Raw genomic sequence first — 16555 nt, forward strand, 5'->3', positions numbered from 1 at the left:
GTCCGCGGGGCGGATCGGGCATGGTCACGAACGTCTTCGTGGCCAGGCCCGATCCGCCCCTCCGGCGTCGGCGCAGTCGATCAGCCACCGGTCAGGGGACGGGGTCCTCGCGCAGGATCGCGGTGTGCAGCTCGCGCAGGGGCCCGCCGGGGCGGGTGCCGAGTTCGTCGCGCAGGGCCGTGCGCAGCCGCTCGAACACGCGCAGGGCCTGGCCGGGCATCCCCTGCCGGTGCAGGGCACGCATCAGGTCGGCGTGGAGCTGCTCGTCGAGCGGGTGCTCGCGCACGGCCTCGGTCAGCAGCTCACCGGCCGGCCCGGGCTGCCCGGCGAGCAGGTGGGCCCGGGCCAGTCCCTTCACCGCGCGCAGCCGCAGGCGGTCCAGCTGCTGGGCCTGCCCGTCGAGCCAGGGGTGGTTCTCCACGTCGGGCAGGGCGTTTCCGCGCCACAGGGCCAGTGCCTCGCGCAACGGCGCGACCTGCGGTGGGCGTTCCTCCCCGGCGCGGACGAGACGCTCGGCCCGGCCGGCGTCGACCGCGTCCGGGGGCAGGTCGAGCTGGTAGCCGTGCGAGCGGCCGAGGATGGGGGCGCCCGGGCCGAGGGCGCGGCGCAGGAACGAGACGTGGCTCTGCAGGGTGTTGGCGGCGGTGCGGGGGGCGTCGTCGCCCCAGACGATGTCGATGAGCCGGTCCGCGCTCACGAGGTGCCCGGCGTTCAGGGCCAGCACACCGAGCACCGTACGGCGGCGGGCGCCCGGTACCGGTCGCACGGTCCCGTCCACGACGATCCCGACCGGCCCCAGCAGGGTGATCCGGATGGCGGGCGGGGTCTCCGGGACGGCGGGACGCCCGGGCAGGACCATCCCGAGGCGTTCGGCCTCCCGGTCCGCGCCGGCCAGCAGGCGCGTCCCCTCGTGCCGCTCGTCGGGGTCGCCGTGCTCGAGCAGGGCCTGCCCGAGACGCTGCTGCGACAGGCAGTGCGCGGGCCAGTGACCGAGCGCCAGGTTGTGCTCGACGGCGCGGCGCAGGTGCGCGATGCCGGCCCGGTGCTCGCCGGTGGTCAGGGCGGCCAGGCCGAGGGCGTGCCGGGCCGAGCCGAAGCAGGTCATGGCCAGGCTCCCGGTGACCGGCAGGTGGCCGTACGGCTCGAGCAGGCGGTACAGGGTCGCGGCGAAAGAGGCGTCCCCGAGCCGGTTCGCGGCCTCCGCCGCACCGTTGACCGTGACCAGCCAGGCGCTCGAGGCCGGCGTCCCGGCCAGTCCGGTGCCGCCGAGGCGGGCGATCGCCCCGGCCGCGACCAGGTCGTCGCCGGCGGCGACGGCCGACACCGCGAGCGCGGCCAGCAGCGAGTCGTCCTGCTCGCCGAGCGCGGTGTTGTCGACCTCTTCGCGCAGCGCGGGCAGCAGCTCGCCGAGGCGGCCCTGGAACCAGCGGATCGTGACGATCTGGCCCCGGTACCAGCCCGCCGCGTCGGCGTCGCCGCAGCGTTCGCCGCGAGCCGCGCAGTCGGCGGCCATCGTCTCGGCGCGGTCCAGGTCGCCGGCGCGGATGGCGAGCATGACCTCGACGGCCGCGGCGGCGTAACCGTAGGCCTGGTGGTCGTTCTGCGCGAGGGCGCGTCGCAGGCGGGCCCGGGTGCGCCCGGCGTGCGGGTCCCCGGCGAGGTACTGGTCGACGGTCAGCCAGAGCATGCCCGCGAGCATGTCGCCGGGGCGGGTGGTGCGGCCGGCGGTGAGCAGGAGCTCGCGGGCCAGGCGGGTGCGCAGTTCGGTGTGCTGCGGGCCGAGCAGGCAGTGGTGGGCCAGGCTCAGCACCTGGGCCAGGACCTCGGGATCGTCGGCGCACCGGGCCTCTTCGAGGGTCTCCAGGACGCGGTCGTGGGTGCCATCGACGTAGTCGAGCTCGGCGGCGACCCGGGCCCGCAGGGCCAGGGCCAAGCCGGCGGGGACGTCCGGGTGCCGGGCGGCTCGTTCCTGGCGGGAGAGGACGCGGGCCCGGTCGGCGTCCTCGCGGTGCTCGTGCACCCACAGCCCGCCGAGGCCGAGAGCCGCGGCGGCCGCCGACGCCGGGTCGTCCTGCGCGACGGCCCGGGTCCAGGCCAGCTCGAACCAGGTCCGGGCCGAACGCAGGTCGCCGGCGGTCCACAGGGCGTGGTTGCCGCGGGCGACGAGGTCGGCGACCGCGGGCCGGGCCGGTGTGTGCGTGAGCGTCATCGTTCCCTCCCGAACCGAAACGGTCGGGGCCGATGATGCGCCGGTGACCACCGCGTCCACCATCGAATTGCCCGATGGTCCCGGCCCGTCGCCGGGAGGTATCTACAGGCCGGAGAGGTCGTCCGGGACCGAGGCGACGACGATGTCGTCGCGGAACTGCTCGAGGGCCTCCTCCTGGAGGTAGCCGTCGACCGCGACCTCGGGGGCGATGGCGAGCCACCAGTCGAAGATCTCCTGCACGCGGGCCCGGGGCACCGTGACCGTCAGCGGCGGGCCGCTGAGGAACGTGCAGGACACCAGACCGGGCCGGAGCGGGTCGGGTTCCAGGCGCACGACACCGGGAAGCACGACGGGTTCCATCACCGGGCCAGCCTAACCATCGCCGTCCGTGACGCCGGATACACGCGGGGCGTCAAGCTTTTCCTAACTCTCTGCAGGGCGGTTGTGCTTCTTGTCCGTTTTCGTCACGGTGGGGGTCGTGACGACAAGTGTGCGACCGGAGCCGGCCTCAGACCTCGCGGAGCACTGGCTCGACACCGGCGGCATCCCGGTCCTGGGTCACGACGGCGTCAAGACCTACCCCCGGCGTTCCGACCTGCGCCGCGCCGAGGCCCGGGCCGCCGCCCGGCGCGCCTCGCACGGCCGTCCCTCGGCCGGCAGCCGCCTGCCCAGCCGTCAGCGTCCGCCCGCCCCGGTCTCCGCGCCGCGCAGTGCCGAGGCCCTGCGCCGCGGCACGCTGCAGTCGCGCTTCCAGCAGCCGCTGGCCCCGACCCCGGCGGTGCTGCCGATCCCCCGCGCGCACCCGGGTCGCCCGGCCGGCATCGACGTCCCGGTGCCCCCGGCTCCGGCCGACGCGTTCCACCGTCCCGGTCCGCAGACCCCGTCCGTCCCGCTGGCCGTCAACGCCGACTGGGGCCTGGACCTCGACGACGCCCCGGCCGGTGAGCCCACCTCCCGCCGCCGGCTCGGCCGCTTCCAGGGCACCGCCACCCGGCTGCTGGTGATGGCGCTGGTCGTCGGGGCCGAGGGCGTCGCGGTCGCGCAGTTCGCCGGGCCGATCGACACCGACAGCAGCGCCGCCACCGCGGCGTTCGCGCTCGACGGGGTGCAGGAGACCGCGAGCACCGACACCGCCGCCGCCGATGCGACTGCCGCAGCTGAGGCGGCCGAGGCGGCCGAGTTGAGGGCCGCCACGCTCAAGAGCGTCGAAGAGGGCACCTCGGCCAAGGCGCAGGCCGCGTCGCAGTCCCGCGAGGCGGGCGTCGAACAGGCCCGCAAGGCGAAGGCCGCGGCCGCCAAGGCGAAGAAGGAGGCCGAGGCGAAGGCCGCGAAGGCCGCCGCCGAGGCCAAGGCGGCGGCGAAGGCCAAGGCCGCCGCGGCGGCGGCCGCTGCCGCCGAGAGCGGGTCGAGCGAGACCTCCAGCGGCACGGGCGCGCTGTCACTGGCGAACTCCCGCAAGAACCCGCAGGCCGCCGCCAAGATCCTGCTCACCGACCGCGGCTGGTCGTCCGCGCAGTACACCTGCCTGGACTCGCTGTGGACGCGGGAGAGCAGCTGGAACTACCAGGCCACCAATCCCTCCTCCGGCGCCTACGGCATCCCGCAGTCACTGCCCGGCAGCAAGATGGCCGCGGCCGGTTCGGACTGGAAGACGAACCCGGTCACCCAGATGCGCTGGGGTCTGGACTACATCGCCGACCGCTACGGCACCCCGTGCGGTGCCTGGGAGCACAGCGAGTCGGTGGGCTGGTACTGAGGGCCGGCTCCTCCGGGGCTCTCTCCCCCGTAACGGTCGCTCGGGCCGGTCGGTCGCTCGGGCCGGTCGGTCGCTCGGGCCGGTCGGTCGCTCGGGCCGGTCGCTCGGCCTGTCGCTCGGGCCGTTGCCGATGCGGCGCGACTCTCGTGACGAGATGCGGACCGGCCGATCGCGAGACCAAGGCCCGATCCGATCGCGAGCCAGGCACGGTCCGACCGCGGGCCAGGCCCGATCCGACCGCAGGCCGGCCTGTCCTCGTCGAAACCCGGCCCGGGCGCGGCGTGCCTGCCGGCCGAGGCGTCAGCGAGACCCCGGCTCGCACCGAACCGAGAGACCCGCGTCCTCCAGCCCCACCGCACTCCCGCTCAGCACTCCCGCCCAGCACCCCCGATCGGCACCCCCGATCGGCACCCCCGATCGGCACCCCCGATCGGCACCCCCACTCGGCACCCCCACTCGGCACCCCCACTCGGCACCCCCACTCGGCACCCCCACTCGGCCCGGACGTGAGCCACCCGTCGAAGATCACCGGAATAGAACGACCGGGCCCCGAATTGGTCTCAACCTGTCAGCACGGCTCGTGACTGACGTGACGCAGCACACCACTGCGTACAGTTGAAGGTTCAATCATTCCGCCGAATGATTTACATGAATCTTCAAGCACTTGGGGTCACGATGACGTTCACAACGAATGAGACGACCACTCCCGCGGCCGGGATCCGGACGCAGGTGACGGTCCCGCTGGCCTTCCCCGACGGCTACACGACCACGGCCGAGGTCTTCACCTTCACCGGGCTGACCGACGGGCGCGAGCACCTGGCCCTCGGCCTGGGCGACTGGCGGGCCCGGCTCGAGCACGGCCCGGCGCCGCTGGTGCGCCCGCACAGCGAGTGCCTGACCGGCGACGTGTTCGGCTCCCAGCGCTGCGACTGCGGTCCGCAGCTGCGCGAGGCGGCCGAGACCATCACCGAGGCCGGCGGTTTCCTGCTGTACCTGCGCCAGGAGGGGCGGGGCATCGGCCTGTACGCCAAGCTCGACGCCTACGCGCTGCAGGACCAGGGCCTGGACACCTACGAGGCCAACCTCGCCCTCGGGCGCGGTGAGGACGAGCGCGACTACACCGCCGCCGCGCAGATGCTGCTGGCGCTGGGCGCCGACCGGATCCGCCTGCTCAGCAACAACCCGGACAAGGCACGGCAGCTGGAGTCCCGGGGGGTGCGGGTCACCGAGCACGTCCCCACCGGCGTGCACCTGTCGGAGGCGAACGAGCGCTACCTCCTGGCCAAGGTCACGCACACCCACCACACCATCGCTCTGCCGCTCGCCGGCTGAACCATCGCTGGGAGAACCACCATGACGAGCACCACCCCGTCGTCCACCGTCACCGAAAAGGCCGCCACCACGGCCGTTCCGCTGAACGACCTGCTGGCCCACCGCTGGAGCTCACGGGCCTTCGACCCGCAGCACGAGCTGAGCGAGCCGCAGGTCAGCGCGCTGCTCGAGGCCGCCCGCTGGGCGCCCAGCGCCTCCAACACCCAGCCCTGGCGGTTCGTCGTGGCCCGGCGCGGCACCGCCGAGTTCGACGCCGTGCTGGACACGCTCGCCGGAGGCAACCAGGTCTGGGCCCGGCACGCGTCCGCCCTGCTGGTCGTGGCCGCACAGGGCACCGACCGGCCGTGGGCGCTGTACGACACCGGCCAGTCCGTGGCACTGCTGTCCGTGCAGGCCGGGCACGAGGGCCTGGCCGCGCACCAGATGGGCGGTTTCGACCGCGAGCGCCTGCAGGCGGCACTGCCCGACGGCGTGACCCCGCTGGTGGTCGTCGCCCTGGTCCGGCGCAGCGAGCACACCCGGCTGCCCGAGCCGTTCGCGGGCCGGGAAACCGCCGGGCGCGAACGTCTTCCGCTGGAGCAACTGATGCTCTCGCTGCGCTTACCCACCGCGTCCTGAGCGCCGGGGACCGCGATGACTCGCATACCCACCCAGACGCACGGTGAGGGACGCGCGTCGGCCCCACGGCGTCCGTTCGTGCTGCTCAGCTGTGCCGTCTCGATCGACGGTTACATCGACGACACCACCCCGCAGCGCCTGCTGCTCTCGAACGACGCCGACTTCGAGCGGGTGGACGCCGAACGGGCCGCCTGCGACGCGATCCTGGTCGGGAGTTCGACGATCCGTCACGACAACCCCCGGCTCCAGGTGCGTTCGGAGGCGGCCCGCCGCGAACGTCAGGACCGCGGCCTGCCGCCCACCCCCCTGCGGGTGACGGTCACCGGCAGCGGCGATCTCGACGCCGGAGCACGCTTCTTCGATCCGGTGGACGGTGCGGGCCCGGTGGTCTACGCCTCCACCCCAGCACGTCACCGGGCCCAGGAACGGGTCGGGCACGTGGCCACCGTCGTCGACGCCGGTGACCCGCTCGACCTGCACCTGATGCTGGCCGACCTGACCGGGCGAGGGGTGCGCCGTCTGATGGTCGAGGGCGGCTCGGCCATGCACACCCAGTTCCTCGGGGCCGGGCTGGCCGACGAACTGCAGCTCGTGGTCGCGCCCGTCTTCGTCGGCGACTCCGGCGCACCGCGTTTCGTGGGCGACGGCGAGTTCCCGTTCACCAGCGGCCATCGCGCCCAGCTGGCGGCGGCCACCCCCATCGGCGACGTGGTGCTGCTCCGATACACCCTCAGCGACAGGACTTCTCCGGTATGACCAGGATCGACGACACCGACCGGCGCCGGCTGACCCGGGCCGTCGAGCTGTCACGCCGCTCACCCCTGTCCCCGACCCACTACGCGGTCGGCGCCACGGTCTTCTCGGCCGAAGGCCAGCTTCTGGCCGGAGGTTTCACCGGCGAGACCGACCCGGCGTACCACGCCGAGGAGGCGGCGCTGGCCAAGCTGACCGGCACCGATCTGCGCGGCGCCACGATCTACACCTCGCTGGAGCCGTGCACCTTCCGCCGCTCGCGGCCGGTGCCGTGCACGCAGCTGATCCTCGACGCCGGCCTCACACGCGTGGTGCTGGCCCTGCGCGAGCCGTCACTGTTCGCCGACTGTGTGGGGGTGCAGACGCTGGTGGACGCGGGGGTCGAGGTGCTCGAGATCGCGGATCTCGGGCCGGTGGTCCGGGAGATCAACGCACACCTGCTCCAGCACGGCGAAGAGGGCCGCCCCGGCGACCAGACGCCGGGACGACCCTCTTCGTAGAACCGTTCGGGACTACCGCACGGTCAGCGTGAACGACTGCAGTGCCGTCCCCGCGGTGCTCACCGCCGTGAGCGTCAGGCGGTAGGTGCCCCGGACCGTCGGCGTGCCCGACAGCGTCGCCGTCCCGTCGTTGTTGCTGACGAAACGCACTCCGCGCGGCAGGATCCCGAGCGCGTACAGCGTGGCGTCCGGGTAGCCGGCGGTGGTGACCGGGAAGGTGAACGCCGTGCCCGCCGTCGCCGTCGCGTTGTTCGCGCTGGTGAAGACCGGGCTCTGGCGCACCGCGACGGTCAGCGTCTGGGTGGCAGTGCCCGCACTGTTGGTCGCGGTCACCGTCACCGGGTAGCTGTCACCGCTGGTCGGCCGGCCGCTGATCGTGCCGCCCCCCGTGGTGTTGGCCGTGAAGGTCAGGCCCGGGGGCAGGCCCTTCACGCTGACCACCGGGGTGGGCGAACCGGTGCTGGTGATCGCCTTGGAGAAGCTCAGCCCCACCGTCGCGGTCGCCGAGGCCGACGACGTGATCACCGGGGTCCTGACCACCGTCAGGGTGAACGCCTGGGTCACCGTGCCGGCGCTGTTCGTCGCCGTCAGCGTGAGCGGGAAAGTGCCGGTGGTGGAGGTCTTCCCGGCCAGGACGGCGGTGCCGCCGGTGCCGGGGGTGAAGGTCACGCCCGAGGGCAGGGTGCCCGTGCTGCGCAGCGTGGCCGCCGGGTAGCCGGACGTCCTGACCGCGAACGAGAACGCCGTGCCGGCGCTCGCCGCGGTGCCCGCCTCGCTGGTGAAGGCCGGGGGCCCGGCGACGGTCAGCGTGAACGCCTGGGTCGTCGTGCCCTGCGCGCCGACGGCGGTCAGGGTCAGCGGGTAGCTGCCCGCCGAGCCGGCCGCCGGGGTGCCGGCCAGGGTGGCGCTGCCGTTGCCGTTGTCGGTCAGGGTGACGCCGGCGGGCAGGTCACCGGTCGCGGTGATCGTGCGGGCCGCCGGGGCGGTGGTCACGGCGAAGGTGCCCGCGGTGCCGACGGTCAGGCCGGCGGTGGCGGCGCTGGTGAAGACCGGGCCGTTCGAGGGCAGCGTCAGCTGGGTGGAACCGCTGACCCAGCCGGACCATTCGCCGCCGTAGGAGGAACCGAACGCCGCGCCGTTGACCTTGGTGCCGGCGGGCACGGTGACCGGGGCGGCGGTCGAGCCGCTGCTGGTCACGGTGACCACACCGTCCTGCACGTAACCGGTGACCGAGGGGTTCGCGCCCATCCCGGCCCGGGCCCAGGCCTGCTGCTCCGACAGGACGGTGGAGGCCTCCTTCAGGGACAGGTTGACCAGCGGGGTGTCGGTGGTGAAGACGCTGCGGTACTGGCTGATGATGCTCGACATGAGCTGCAGGCCGAGGTAGTCCGGGCCGGTCAGGTTCGAGACGTGGGCGTAGAACGGCCGGGGGTCGTTCGAGAGGATGAAGCGCAGGTCGTTGGTCGTGTCGGTGGGCACGATGTACGACGCGAAACCGGTCTTCGGGTCCAGCGGGGCGGACAGGCAGGTGGCGGTGGCCGGGTTGTCCTCGCAGTAGCCGCTGCCGCCGTCGGCCCGGGACAGGTAGATCCAGTTGTACTCGTCGACCTGCTCCTCCTTGGTCGACACGTTGTAGTACACGGCGACCGGGTGACGGGGCACCGTGGTCGCGGCGCCGACGGGCCGGGCCCCGGTCTCGCGGGAGGCGTCCGCACCGGCGTACCGGATGCCGGTGGCGGTCAGGGCGGCGGCGAAGTTCGGGTTGTCGACCGGCTGCTCGGGCAGGCGGAACAGGCCCGAGTGCTCACCGGAGAGGTACTCGGTGGCGTCGAAGTCCAGGCCCAGCGCCTTGCCCCGGGCGATGTTGTCGCTGATCTCGGAGCTGATCGCGGCCTGGCTGATCCACGAGATGTTGCTGCCGTCGGCCGCGACCGCCTTGCCGTCGGTGGTCTCGCACACCCACGGCACGACCGCCGTGTTCTGCTTACAGCCCTGGTAGATGTGCTGGTAGCCGTGGTTGAGCCAGCGGAACTGCGACTTGTTCGCGACCAGCGCCTTGGTCAGCTCGTCGGTGCCGTTCCAGGCGTTGCCGTCGCGGTCGTTCAGCGAGTAGTACCCGTTGAACGGCAGGGTGACGGTGTAGTCGTTGGCCTTCTGCCAGGCCACGACCTGGTTCACATCCGAGGCCGTCATGCGGATGTCGGGCGTGGTCACGGTGACCGACGCCGGGCAGTCCTCGGTCGGCGTGCAGTTGTTCGTGCTGTCCCAGCGCGCGTCGTAGCTGAACGCGTCGTCGTAGTGGAACGTGAAGTAGTTGCGGTTGATGCCGAAGTGGGTGCCCTTGGTGACCCAGCTGACGATGCCGTGGGCCAGCTGCCGGTACTGCGACAGGCTCGTGCTCATCGCGCCGGTGATCACCATCTTCTCGACGCCGCCGTTGGCGTAGACGCCGACGAGCGAGCCGGGGGCGCTCGAACCGGGCACCGGCACGGTGACGAACGGGGTGAAGGTGCCGCCCGCGGGCATCACGTCGGCGCCCGCCGGGGTGGCGATGAACCCGTAGGTGCCGACGCCGATCGTCAGGTTGCCGGACAGGTAGCCGAACCCGTCGGCCTTCGCGGCATCGGTCGCCGTGGCGGTCATCCCGGTCAGGTCACCGGCGAAACCGTTCGGGGCGGCCGCGTAGTTCAGGCCGACCGTGGGGTTCGCCCACTGGTAGCTGTCGACCTGGCGCACCCCGAACTGCGCCTCGTAGCTGGTGAGGGCGGCCAGTTCGGCGGCCGGCAGGCCCCCGCCGAGGTCGTCGGGCAGGACGACGGCGTTGAACTTGCCCTCGGTGCCGTCGGCCAGGTAGCCGGCGGTGATCGCGGGCCGGGAGGCGTCCGCGAGGTCGACCTCGGTGAACGGCACGCCCTCGGTGGTGAACTGGTCGGTGATGGCCTTGACCCACACGCTGCCGTCGTCGACCACCAGGGCGCGCAGGTTGATACGGGCACCGGCCGCGGAGGCGGGGCCGGCGGCGGTGACCGCGGCGGTGGCGGTCAGGCCGAGGGCCACCGCCACGCTGAGCAGCGCGGCGGCCGGGCGGCGGGTTCGGCGGCCCACCGGGCCGCGAGTGGGCAGGGACAATCGCATCGGTCCACCAGACGGAGTCGGGTCAGGGCAGTGAGGTCCGATGCTCAGTCGGCCACGGACAGTCACCGGTCCCCGAACCGTAGGACACCACTCCCACCCTCAGTGCCGGTCCGGAGCCGAAATCACCCGCCCGGCGTGGCATTATGCACCGAAACCGGGCAGGCCCGGGTGACGCGTCGTGGCCCTCTACGACGATGGGGGACGCGCCGGGCTCAGTCGCCGATCAGGGTGGCCGCCGCCGAGGTGGCCGCCGAGCGGGCGAGCGCCGCGGTCGCGGCGGTCGCGCTGACCTGCACGAGGCGCTTGCGCACCACCGCGTTGACCTGGGCGGTCGTGACCGGCCCGGTGGTCACGACCGCTCCGGCCGACACCCGGCCCGTCTCCGGCGAGAACGACCGCGCCCCACTGCCGGCCGGGGGCAGCCCCTGCTCGACCAGGTCCTGGTCACCGGCGACGGCCACCTGCCAGACCAGGTAGCCCAGCCGCACTCCCCCGTCGGCCGAGTACGTGCAGCCGTCGAGCTGCCGCCGCCCGTCGGTGGCCGTGCGCGGATCCGGAACCCCCTCGCCGACGTCAGTTTTCAGCAGGCGGCCGACCTGGGCCGCGGTCAGGCCGGCACAGGTCGTGGCCGGTGCGCCGGTCCCGGTCCCGGTTCCGGTTCCGGCTCCGGGGCTGTCCGTGGTGGACGTGGTGGTCACGACCGGGCTCGCCGCACCGCTCGCGCCGGGCACCGCCGACGCACCGGCTGCCGGTGACGGAGTGACGACCGCGCCGGCTTGCGCACCGGAGGACCCCGAGGAGCAGGCGGACATCAGTGCCGTCAATGCCGTCAATGCCACCGGGAGGGCCAGAACCGCCCACCGCCGGGACGATTCGGCACAACGGGACTCGGACCGGCGGGGCGCGGACATGAGGGATGCTCCTGACCTGGATCGAGGCTGCTGCCGGCCCCGTGACGAGGCCGACATCAGATTGCCGCACGGTCACCGGAAAGCGGGGCGGACCGGTCGTGTGTCGCCGGTCCGCAACGATTCTCGTCCGGACGAACCGGGCATCCCGACCCGCCGGGCGCTTCGGGATGGGCGGATACGCGAACTCCGGACCGGAACGACCGTCACACCAGGTAGTCAGATCCTGCGTTCGGTGACTCCGTGCGTCAGCTGTGATGAAGCAACTCACTGGAGCATTGCCACCCTGCGCTGCCGTCACTCACTCTGAGTCGGCAGGCCGGAGAGCGGACGAGGACGGACGAGGGGAGCCCACGGGTGCGCATCGCACTGATCACCGAGGGCTCCTACCCGTTCTCGCACGGCGGCGTCAGCACCTGGTGCGACCAGCTGGTGCGCGGCCTGCCCGAACACGACTTCGAGGTGGTGGCCCTCACCGCGACGGGCACCGAGAAGCTCCAGTGGGACCTGCCCGGCAACGTCGGCGCCGTGCGGTCGCTGCCGATGTGGGGCGAGGCGCGCCGCACCGTGGGCCGGACCGGGTTCGCCCGCCGGTTCCGCCCGGGCCGGCGCCACGCCGTGCGCCCGCTGGTGCGGGGCGACCTCGACCCGGTGGCCCGCGCCGGGGCCCACGACCTCGTGCACGCCCTGATCGAGCCCGACCTGCAGCTGGCCGGGGACCGGTTCCGCTCGGCCCTGCGCACCTGGGCCCGGATCGCCCCCGACCACGACCTCGAGGGCGCCCTGCTCTCACCCGAGCTGATCAGCGTGCTCATGGACGCCTGGCCCGCCGAGGAACTGGCCGTCAACTGGGGCGGCTGCGAGCGCGGTGTGCCCACGGTGGCCGACGCGGTGACCGCGGCCCGCCTGCTGACCCACATGCTGCGTCCCCTGGAGCACCGCCCGCCGGTGGCCGACGTCGTGCACCTGGTCTCGAACGGCATCGCCGGCCTCGTCGGGCTGGCCGCGAAGTGGCGCCACGGCACACCTTTCGTGCTGTCCGAGCACGGCGTGTACCTGCGTGAGCGGTACCTGTCGTTCGGCCGCTCGACCTACGCGCGGCCGGTGAAGTGGCTGCTGCTGCGCTTCTACCGCCTGCTCTCCAGCGCGGTCTACGCGGAGGCGGCACTGGTCGCGCCGGGCAACGTGTACAACCAGCGGTGGGAGACGTGGGACGGCGTGCCCGACAACGTCATCCGCACCGTCTACAACGGCGTCGACCCGGCCGAGTTCACGCCGGCGGACACCGAGCCCGAGGTGCCGACCATCGCCTGGGTCGGGCGCATCGACCCGATCAAGGACCTGGAGACGCTGGTGCGCGCGTTCGCGCTGGTGCGTCAGCGCTGCCCGCAGGCCCGCCTGCGGGTGTTCGGCGGCACGCCGGCCGGCAACGAGGACTACCGCAGCGCGCTCGAGCAGCTCGCGACCGACCTGGGCCTGGGTGACTCGGCCTGCTTCGAGGGCCGGGTCGAGTCGGTGCAGGACGCCTACGCCGCCGGTCACCTGGTCGCGCTCACGAGCATCTCCGAGGGATTCCCCTACACCGTGATCGAGGCGATGAGCTGCGGCCGGGCCACCGTGTCCACCGACGTCGGCGGCGTGGCCGAGGCCGTCGGGGACGCCGGCCTGGTCGTGCCGCCGCGCGACCCGGCGGCCTTCGCCGACGCCTGCGTGCAGCTGCTCACCGACGACGCCGAACGCCGCCGTCTGGCCGCGCGCGCCCGGGACCGGGTGATCGAGCTGTTCACGCTGGAGCAGTCCCTGACCGCGTTCCGCACCATCTACGCCGACGTCCGGAGCGGCGTCGACCGTGAGGGAGCCCTGGCCGGCCGGGAGGTGCTGGTGTGAGCGCGCCCTCGATGATGGAGCCCACCGGCGCGGGCCCGGTCCGGATCCCGCTGTCCGGCGCCCGCACCGTGCTGCCGGGCCTGCCCGGCTGGGCCGGCGCCCCGGCCACGGCCGTGCACCGCCGCTGGAACGGCCACGAGCGCCGCTCCCGGGAACGGCTGCGGCGCCTGAGCCGCGACTACGACGCGCTGTGCACCTCGGCGGTCGACGCCGCCGAGATCGCCGCCGGCCTGGAGGCCTCGGGCTTCACCGACGGCTCGGCCCGCGAGTACGGCTACCCGGGTGTCTTCGGCCTGGCCGAGGCCCTGTTCCGGCTCACGCCCCGTCTCGCCGACCGGCGCCCGGGCCGCCTCGCCAACCCGTGGGCCGAGCGTCCGCTGCGTCACCTGGCGCGGGGACTGACGTTCGCACTGCCGGGCCTGGTGCTGGTCGCCTGCCTGCCCGCCCTGAGCAGCGGCGCCGACCGGGTGACGCTCGTGCTGGCGATGCTGCTCGGGTGGCCGGCCAGCCAGGCCATGGCCTTCCTGGGGTACTCCCTGGAGGGCCGGCGCCACCCCCGCGCCGCGGCTGCCGTCCTGCTGCTCGGCCTGTGCGTGTCCGCGCTCGTCGCCGGGCTTCTCGCCCTCGCCGCCCACACCCTCGGCGCGTCCGCCCCGGTCGTCGCGATCGCGGCCGCCGAGATCGTCTACGTCACGTCCGCCGCGGTCGTGCTGGTGCTGGGCAACGAGCTGATCGTGCTCGGGGCCCTGGTGCCCGGGGTGGTCGCGGCGGCGTGCTCGCGGTGGGTGCCCGGTCTGCCCGACCCGGTGCTGGTCGCCGGGGCCGTCTCCAGCGTGGCCCTGGTGCTCGTCGCGGCGCTCGCCATCTGCGCCGGCGCGCGGATTCGCGACCTGCGCGGCGGTTTCCGGGTGCTGACCCGGCACGACCTGACCGAGGTGGTCTTCCACCTGGGCTACGGTCTGGCCGGCGGCGTCCTGGTCACCCTGCCCGCCCTCGGCGGGTCGGCCACGGCCGCCGGCGGGCTGGCCCTGCTGCCGGTGATCTGGTCGATGGGCGGCGCCGAGTGGAGCGTCGTGTGGCTGCGCCGGCGCTCGTTCGACCTGCTCAACGAGACCATCTCGGTGCCCGGGTTCCAGCGTTCCGTGCGGCGTCTGGCCCTCACCGGCACGGTGCGGTACCTGCTCCAGCTCACCGTTCTCACCGGCCTGCTGGTGGCCGGGTTCCGCCTGACCGGCGGCGCGCTGCCCGACCGGCCGCTCACCGTCGCCCTGCTGGCCGGCTGGCTGCTCGGCGGTGGCCTCTACCTGGCCCTGACCCTCTCGTCGCTGTCGGGGGTACGCACCGTCGTGCCCTGCCTGCTGCTGGCGGTCGCGGTCGGCCTGGCCGCACACACCCTCCTGACCTCACCGTTCGCGATGCTCGCGGCCCCCGTGGCCCTGGTGATCGCTCTGGCCCCGGCGCTGCGTCGCACCGTGGCCGACCCGGTACGGCACATGTGAGAGGCGAGGCCCGCCTCTCCCGCCGTCCCCCGAAACCTCAGTCCGCGCGTCCCACATTTTCTGCCCCTGAAGGAGAATCAGCGTGAGCACCGAATCCACCCTGGTCGCTGTCACCGGAGCCGACGGCTTCATCGGGTCCCACCTGGTCGAGGCCCTCGTCGAGCGCGGCCACCGTGTGCGGGCGATGGGCCTGTACAACTCCTTCGGCAGCTACGGCTGGATGGACACCCTGCCGCAGGACGTCATGGCCAACGTCGAGGTCGTGCTCGGTGACGTGCGCGACCCCGGCTGCGTCGAGCCGTTCCTGGCCGGCGTCGACACCGTCTACCACCTGGCCGCGCTGATCGCGATCCCGTACTCGTACACGGCGCCGCGCTCGTACGTCGAGACCAACGTGCTGGGCACCATGAACGTGCTGGACGCCGCCCGCCGTCACGGCACCGGCCGCGTCGTGCACACCTCGACCAGCGAGACCTACGGCACCGCCCGCACCGTCCCGATCAGCGAGGACCACCCGCTGCAGGCCCAGTCCCCCTACGCCGCCAGCAAACTCGCGGCCGACAAGCTGGCCGAGAGCTACCACCTGAGCTTCGAGACGCCCGTGGTGACGCTGCGCCCGTTCAACACCTACGGCCCCCGGCAGTCCAACCGGGCCGTGATCCCCACCGTCGTCGCGCAGCTCGCGGCCGGCAAGAAGGTCATCGACCTGGGCGCCGTCACCCCGACCCGCGACTTCCAGTTCGTCAAGGACACCGCCGCCGCGTTCGTCACCGTCGGCACCGCCGCCGCCGGGTCGGTGCTCGGCCAGGTCTTCAACGCCGGTACCGGCGGCGAGATCTCGGTCGGCGACCTGGTTCGCACCGTGGCCCGGATCATGGACGTGGACGCCGAGGTGCGCCTCGACCCGAACCGGATCCGCCCCGAGGGCTCGGAGGTGCAGCGCCTGGTCGCCGACCCCTCGCGCCTGACCGCCGCCACCGGCTGGTCGGCGCAGACCGACCTGGAGAAGGGCCTGGCCCAGACCATCGACTGGTTCCGCGACCCGGCCAACCTGGCCCGCTACCGCACCAGCGGCTACGTCATCTGAGACCCCCCTCCTCGTAAAGGAACACGCCATGCACGCAGTGATTCTCGCCGGGGGCCAGGGCGTCCGCCTGCGCCCGTACACCACCAGCCTGCCCAAGCCGCTGATGCCGATCGGCGACCGCTACTCGATCCTCGAGATCGTGCTGACCCAGCTCAGCGACCAGGGTTTCACCGACGTGACCCTGGCCATCGGGCACCTCGGGCACCTGATCCGCTCGTTCATCGGCGACGGCTCGCGCTGGGGCCTGCGGGTGCGCTACCTCGACGAGGACCGCCCGATGGGCACCATGGGCCCGGTCGTGCGGATGCTCGACGAGCTCCCGCAGGACGTCCTGGTGATGAACGGCGACATCCTCACCGACATGAACTACGCCGAGCTCCTGCGCGGCCACCGGGCCGGCGGCCGCCCGCTGACGATCGCCACCTACCAGCGCTCGGTGAACATCGACTTCGGCGTGCTGGACATCGAGTCCGACCAGGTCGTGGCGTTCCGCGAGAAGCCGACCCACCACTACCGGGTCAGCATGGGCGTCTACGGCGTCTCGACCGCGGCCCTGCGCGGTTACGACGCGGGCCGGCACTTCGGTTTCGACGACCTCGTGCTCGACCTGCTCAGGGCCGAGACCCCGCCGTCCAGCTACGCGTTCGACGGGTTCTGGCTCGACATCGGGCGCCCCGACGACTACGACCGCGCCAACGAGGAGTTCGCCACGCTCGCGCCGGCCCTGCTGCCCGCGTCCGACCGGCACCGGGCCGGTGAGTGCCCGTCGGCGATTTCCACCACGGCGGTGTCCTTCACCCCGTCGGCCACCATCACCCTGCCGGACGCCGCCCCGATCAGCACCCCGATCGCCCCGTGGGACATCTCCCTG

General features: G+C 73.3%; 12 protein-coding genes and 1 pseudogene. 9 read left to right on the forward strand and 4 right to left on the reverse strand.

The genetic code is table 11. The annotated features are described in order from the left end of the window. Positions 1-91 precede the first annotated feature (91 nt). Both J2S57_RS31245 and J2S57_RS31250 read right to left on the reverse strand, forming a co-directional pair. Positions 92-2209, reverse strand: coding sequence for an AfsR/SARP family transcriptional regulator (locus tag J2S57_RS31245; RefSeq protein ID WP_307249582.1), 2118 nt, complete (start codon positions 2207-2209; stop codon positions 92-94). A 102-nt stretch (positions 2210-2311) separates the two neighbouring features. Next, positions 2312-2572: a hypothetical protein gene (locus J2S57_RS31250; protein WP_307249583.1), complete on the reverse strand. Its 261-nt coding sequence runs from the start codon at positions 2570-2572 to the stop codon at positions 2312-2314. A 115-nt stretch (positions 2573-2687) separates the two neighbouring features. On the opposite strand from J2S57_RS31250, the gene J2S57_RS31255 reads away from it, so the two are divergent. The 5 genes from J2S57_RS31255 to J2S57_RS31275 all read left to right on the forward strand — a co-directional run bounded on the left by J2S57_RS31255 (position 2688) and on the right by J2S57_RS31275 (position 7168). Then, a complete protein-coding gene (locus J2S57_RS31255) occupies positions 2688-3965 on the forward strand; it encodes an aggregation-promoting factor C-terminal-like domain-containing protein (protein ID WP_307249584.1) in 1278 nt (425 codons plus the stop codon). A 675-nt stretch (positions 3966-4640) separates the two neighbouring features. Next, positions 4641-5297 carry a GTP cyclohydrolase II gene (locus J2S57_RS31260; RefSeq protein ID WP_307249585.1) on the forward strand — a complete coding sequence of 219 codons (657 nt, stop codon included), beginning with the start codon at positions 4641-4643 and terminating at the stop codon, positions 5295-5297. A 21-nt stretch (positions 5298-5318) separates the two neighbouring features. Next, positions 5319-5915: a nitroreductase family protein gene (locus J2S57_RS31265; protein ID WP_307249586.1), complete on the forward strand. Its 597-nt coding sequence runs from the start codon at positions 5319-5321 to the stop codon at positions 5913-5915. 15 nt (positions 5916-5930) lie between these two features. After that, the gene (locus J2S57_RS31270) at positions 5931-6671 is read left to right on the forward strand and encodes a RibD family protein (protein ID WP_307249587.1); all 741 of its coding nucleotides are present in this window, start codon (positions 5931-5933) and stop codon (positions 6669-6671) included. After that, the gene (locus J2S57_RS31275; protein ID WP_307249588.1) at positions 6668-7168 is read left to right on the forward strand and encodes a cytidine/deoxycytidylate deaminase family protein; all 501 of its coding nucleotides are present in this window, start codon (positions 6668-6670) and stop codon (positions 7166-7168) included. The genes J2S57_RS31270 and J2S57_RS31275 overlap by 4 nt, the downstream gene beginning before the upstream one ends. A 12-nt stretch (positions 7169-7180) precedes the next feature. On the opposite strand, the gene J2S57_RS31280 is transcribed toward J2S57_RS31275, so the two are convergent. Together J2S57_RS31280 and J2S57_RS31285 are read right to left on the reverse strand one after the other, a co-directional pair. Continuing rightward, positions 7181-10303: a putative Ig domain-containing protein gene (locus tag J2S57_RS31280; protein ID WP_307249589.1), complete on the reverse strand. Its 3123-nt coding sequence runs from the start codon at positions 10301-10303 to the stop codon at positions 7181-7183. A 212-nt stretch (positions 10304-10515) separates the two neighbouring features. Then, positions 10516-11034, reverse strand: a complete 519-nt coding sequence (locus tag J2S57_RS31285; protein ID WP_307249590.1) for a hypothetical protein — start codon at positions 11032-11034, stop codon at positions 10516-10518. Positions 11035-11568: 534 nt separating this feature from the next. Between J2S57_RS31285 and pelF the strand changes: the two genes are divergently transcribed. The 4 genes and pseudogenes from pelF to J2S57_RS31305 all read left to right on the forward strand — a co-directional run. After that, a complete protein-coding gene (pelF, locus tag J2S57_RS31290; protein ID WP_307249591.1) occupies positions 11569-13098 on the forward strand; it encodes a GT4 family glycosyltransferase PelF in 1530 nt (509 codons plus the stop codon). Continuing rightward, positions 13095-14597, forward strand: coding sequence for a hypothetical protein (locus tag J2S57_RS31295; RefSeq protein ID WP_307249592.1), 1503 nt, complete (start codon positions 13095-13097; stop codon positions 14595-14597). Before pelF ends, J2S57_RS31295 begins: the two co-directional genes overlap by 4 nt. Before the next feature lie 82 nt (positions 14598-14679). Beyond that, positions 14680-15684 (forward strand): GDP-mannose 4,6-dehydratase, encoded by a 1005-nt coding sequence (locus tag J2S57_RS31300; protein WP_307249593.1) that lies wholly within the window; start codon positions 14680-14682, stop codon positions 15682-15684. 28 nt (positions 15685-15712) lie between these two features. Continuing rightward, positions 15713-16414 (forward strand): annotated as a pseudogene (locus J2S57_RS31305) (nucleotidyltransferase family protein); the annotation flags it as partial. Positions 16415-16555 lie beyond the last annotated feature (141 nt).

It is taken from the genome of Kineosporia succinea (assembly GCF_030811555.1).
Taxonomy (GTDB): Bacteria; Actinomycetota; Actinomycetes; order Actinomycetales; family Kineosporiaceae; genus Kineosporia; species Kineosporia succinea.

Coding starts and splice junctions, on each gene's coding strand:
- J2S57_RS31260 (WP_307249585.1), top strand. CDS start 4,641: ATGACGTTCACAACGAATGAGACGACCACTCCCGCGGCCGGGATCCGG.
- J2S57_RS31245 (WP_307249582.1), bottom strand. CDS start 2,209: ATGACGCTCACGCACACACCGGCCCGGCCCGCGGTCGCCGACCTCGTC.
- J2S57_RS31265 (WP_307249586.1), top strand. CDS start 5,319: ATGACGAGCACCACCCCGTCGTCCACCGTCACCGAAAAGGCCGCCACC.
- J2S57_RS31270 (WP_307249587.1), top strand. CDS start 5,931: ATGACTCGCATACCCACCCAGACGCACGGTGAGGGACGCGCGTCGGCC.
- J2S57_RS31280 (WP_307249589.1), bottom strand. CDS start 10,303: ATGCGATTGTCCCTGCCCACTCGCGGCCCGGTGGGCCGCCGAACCCGC.
- J2S57_RS31275 (WP_307249588.1), top strand. CDS start 6,668: ATGACCAGGATCGACGACACCGACCGGCGCCGGCTGACCCGGGCCGTC.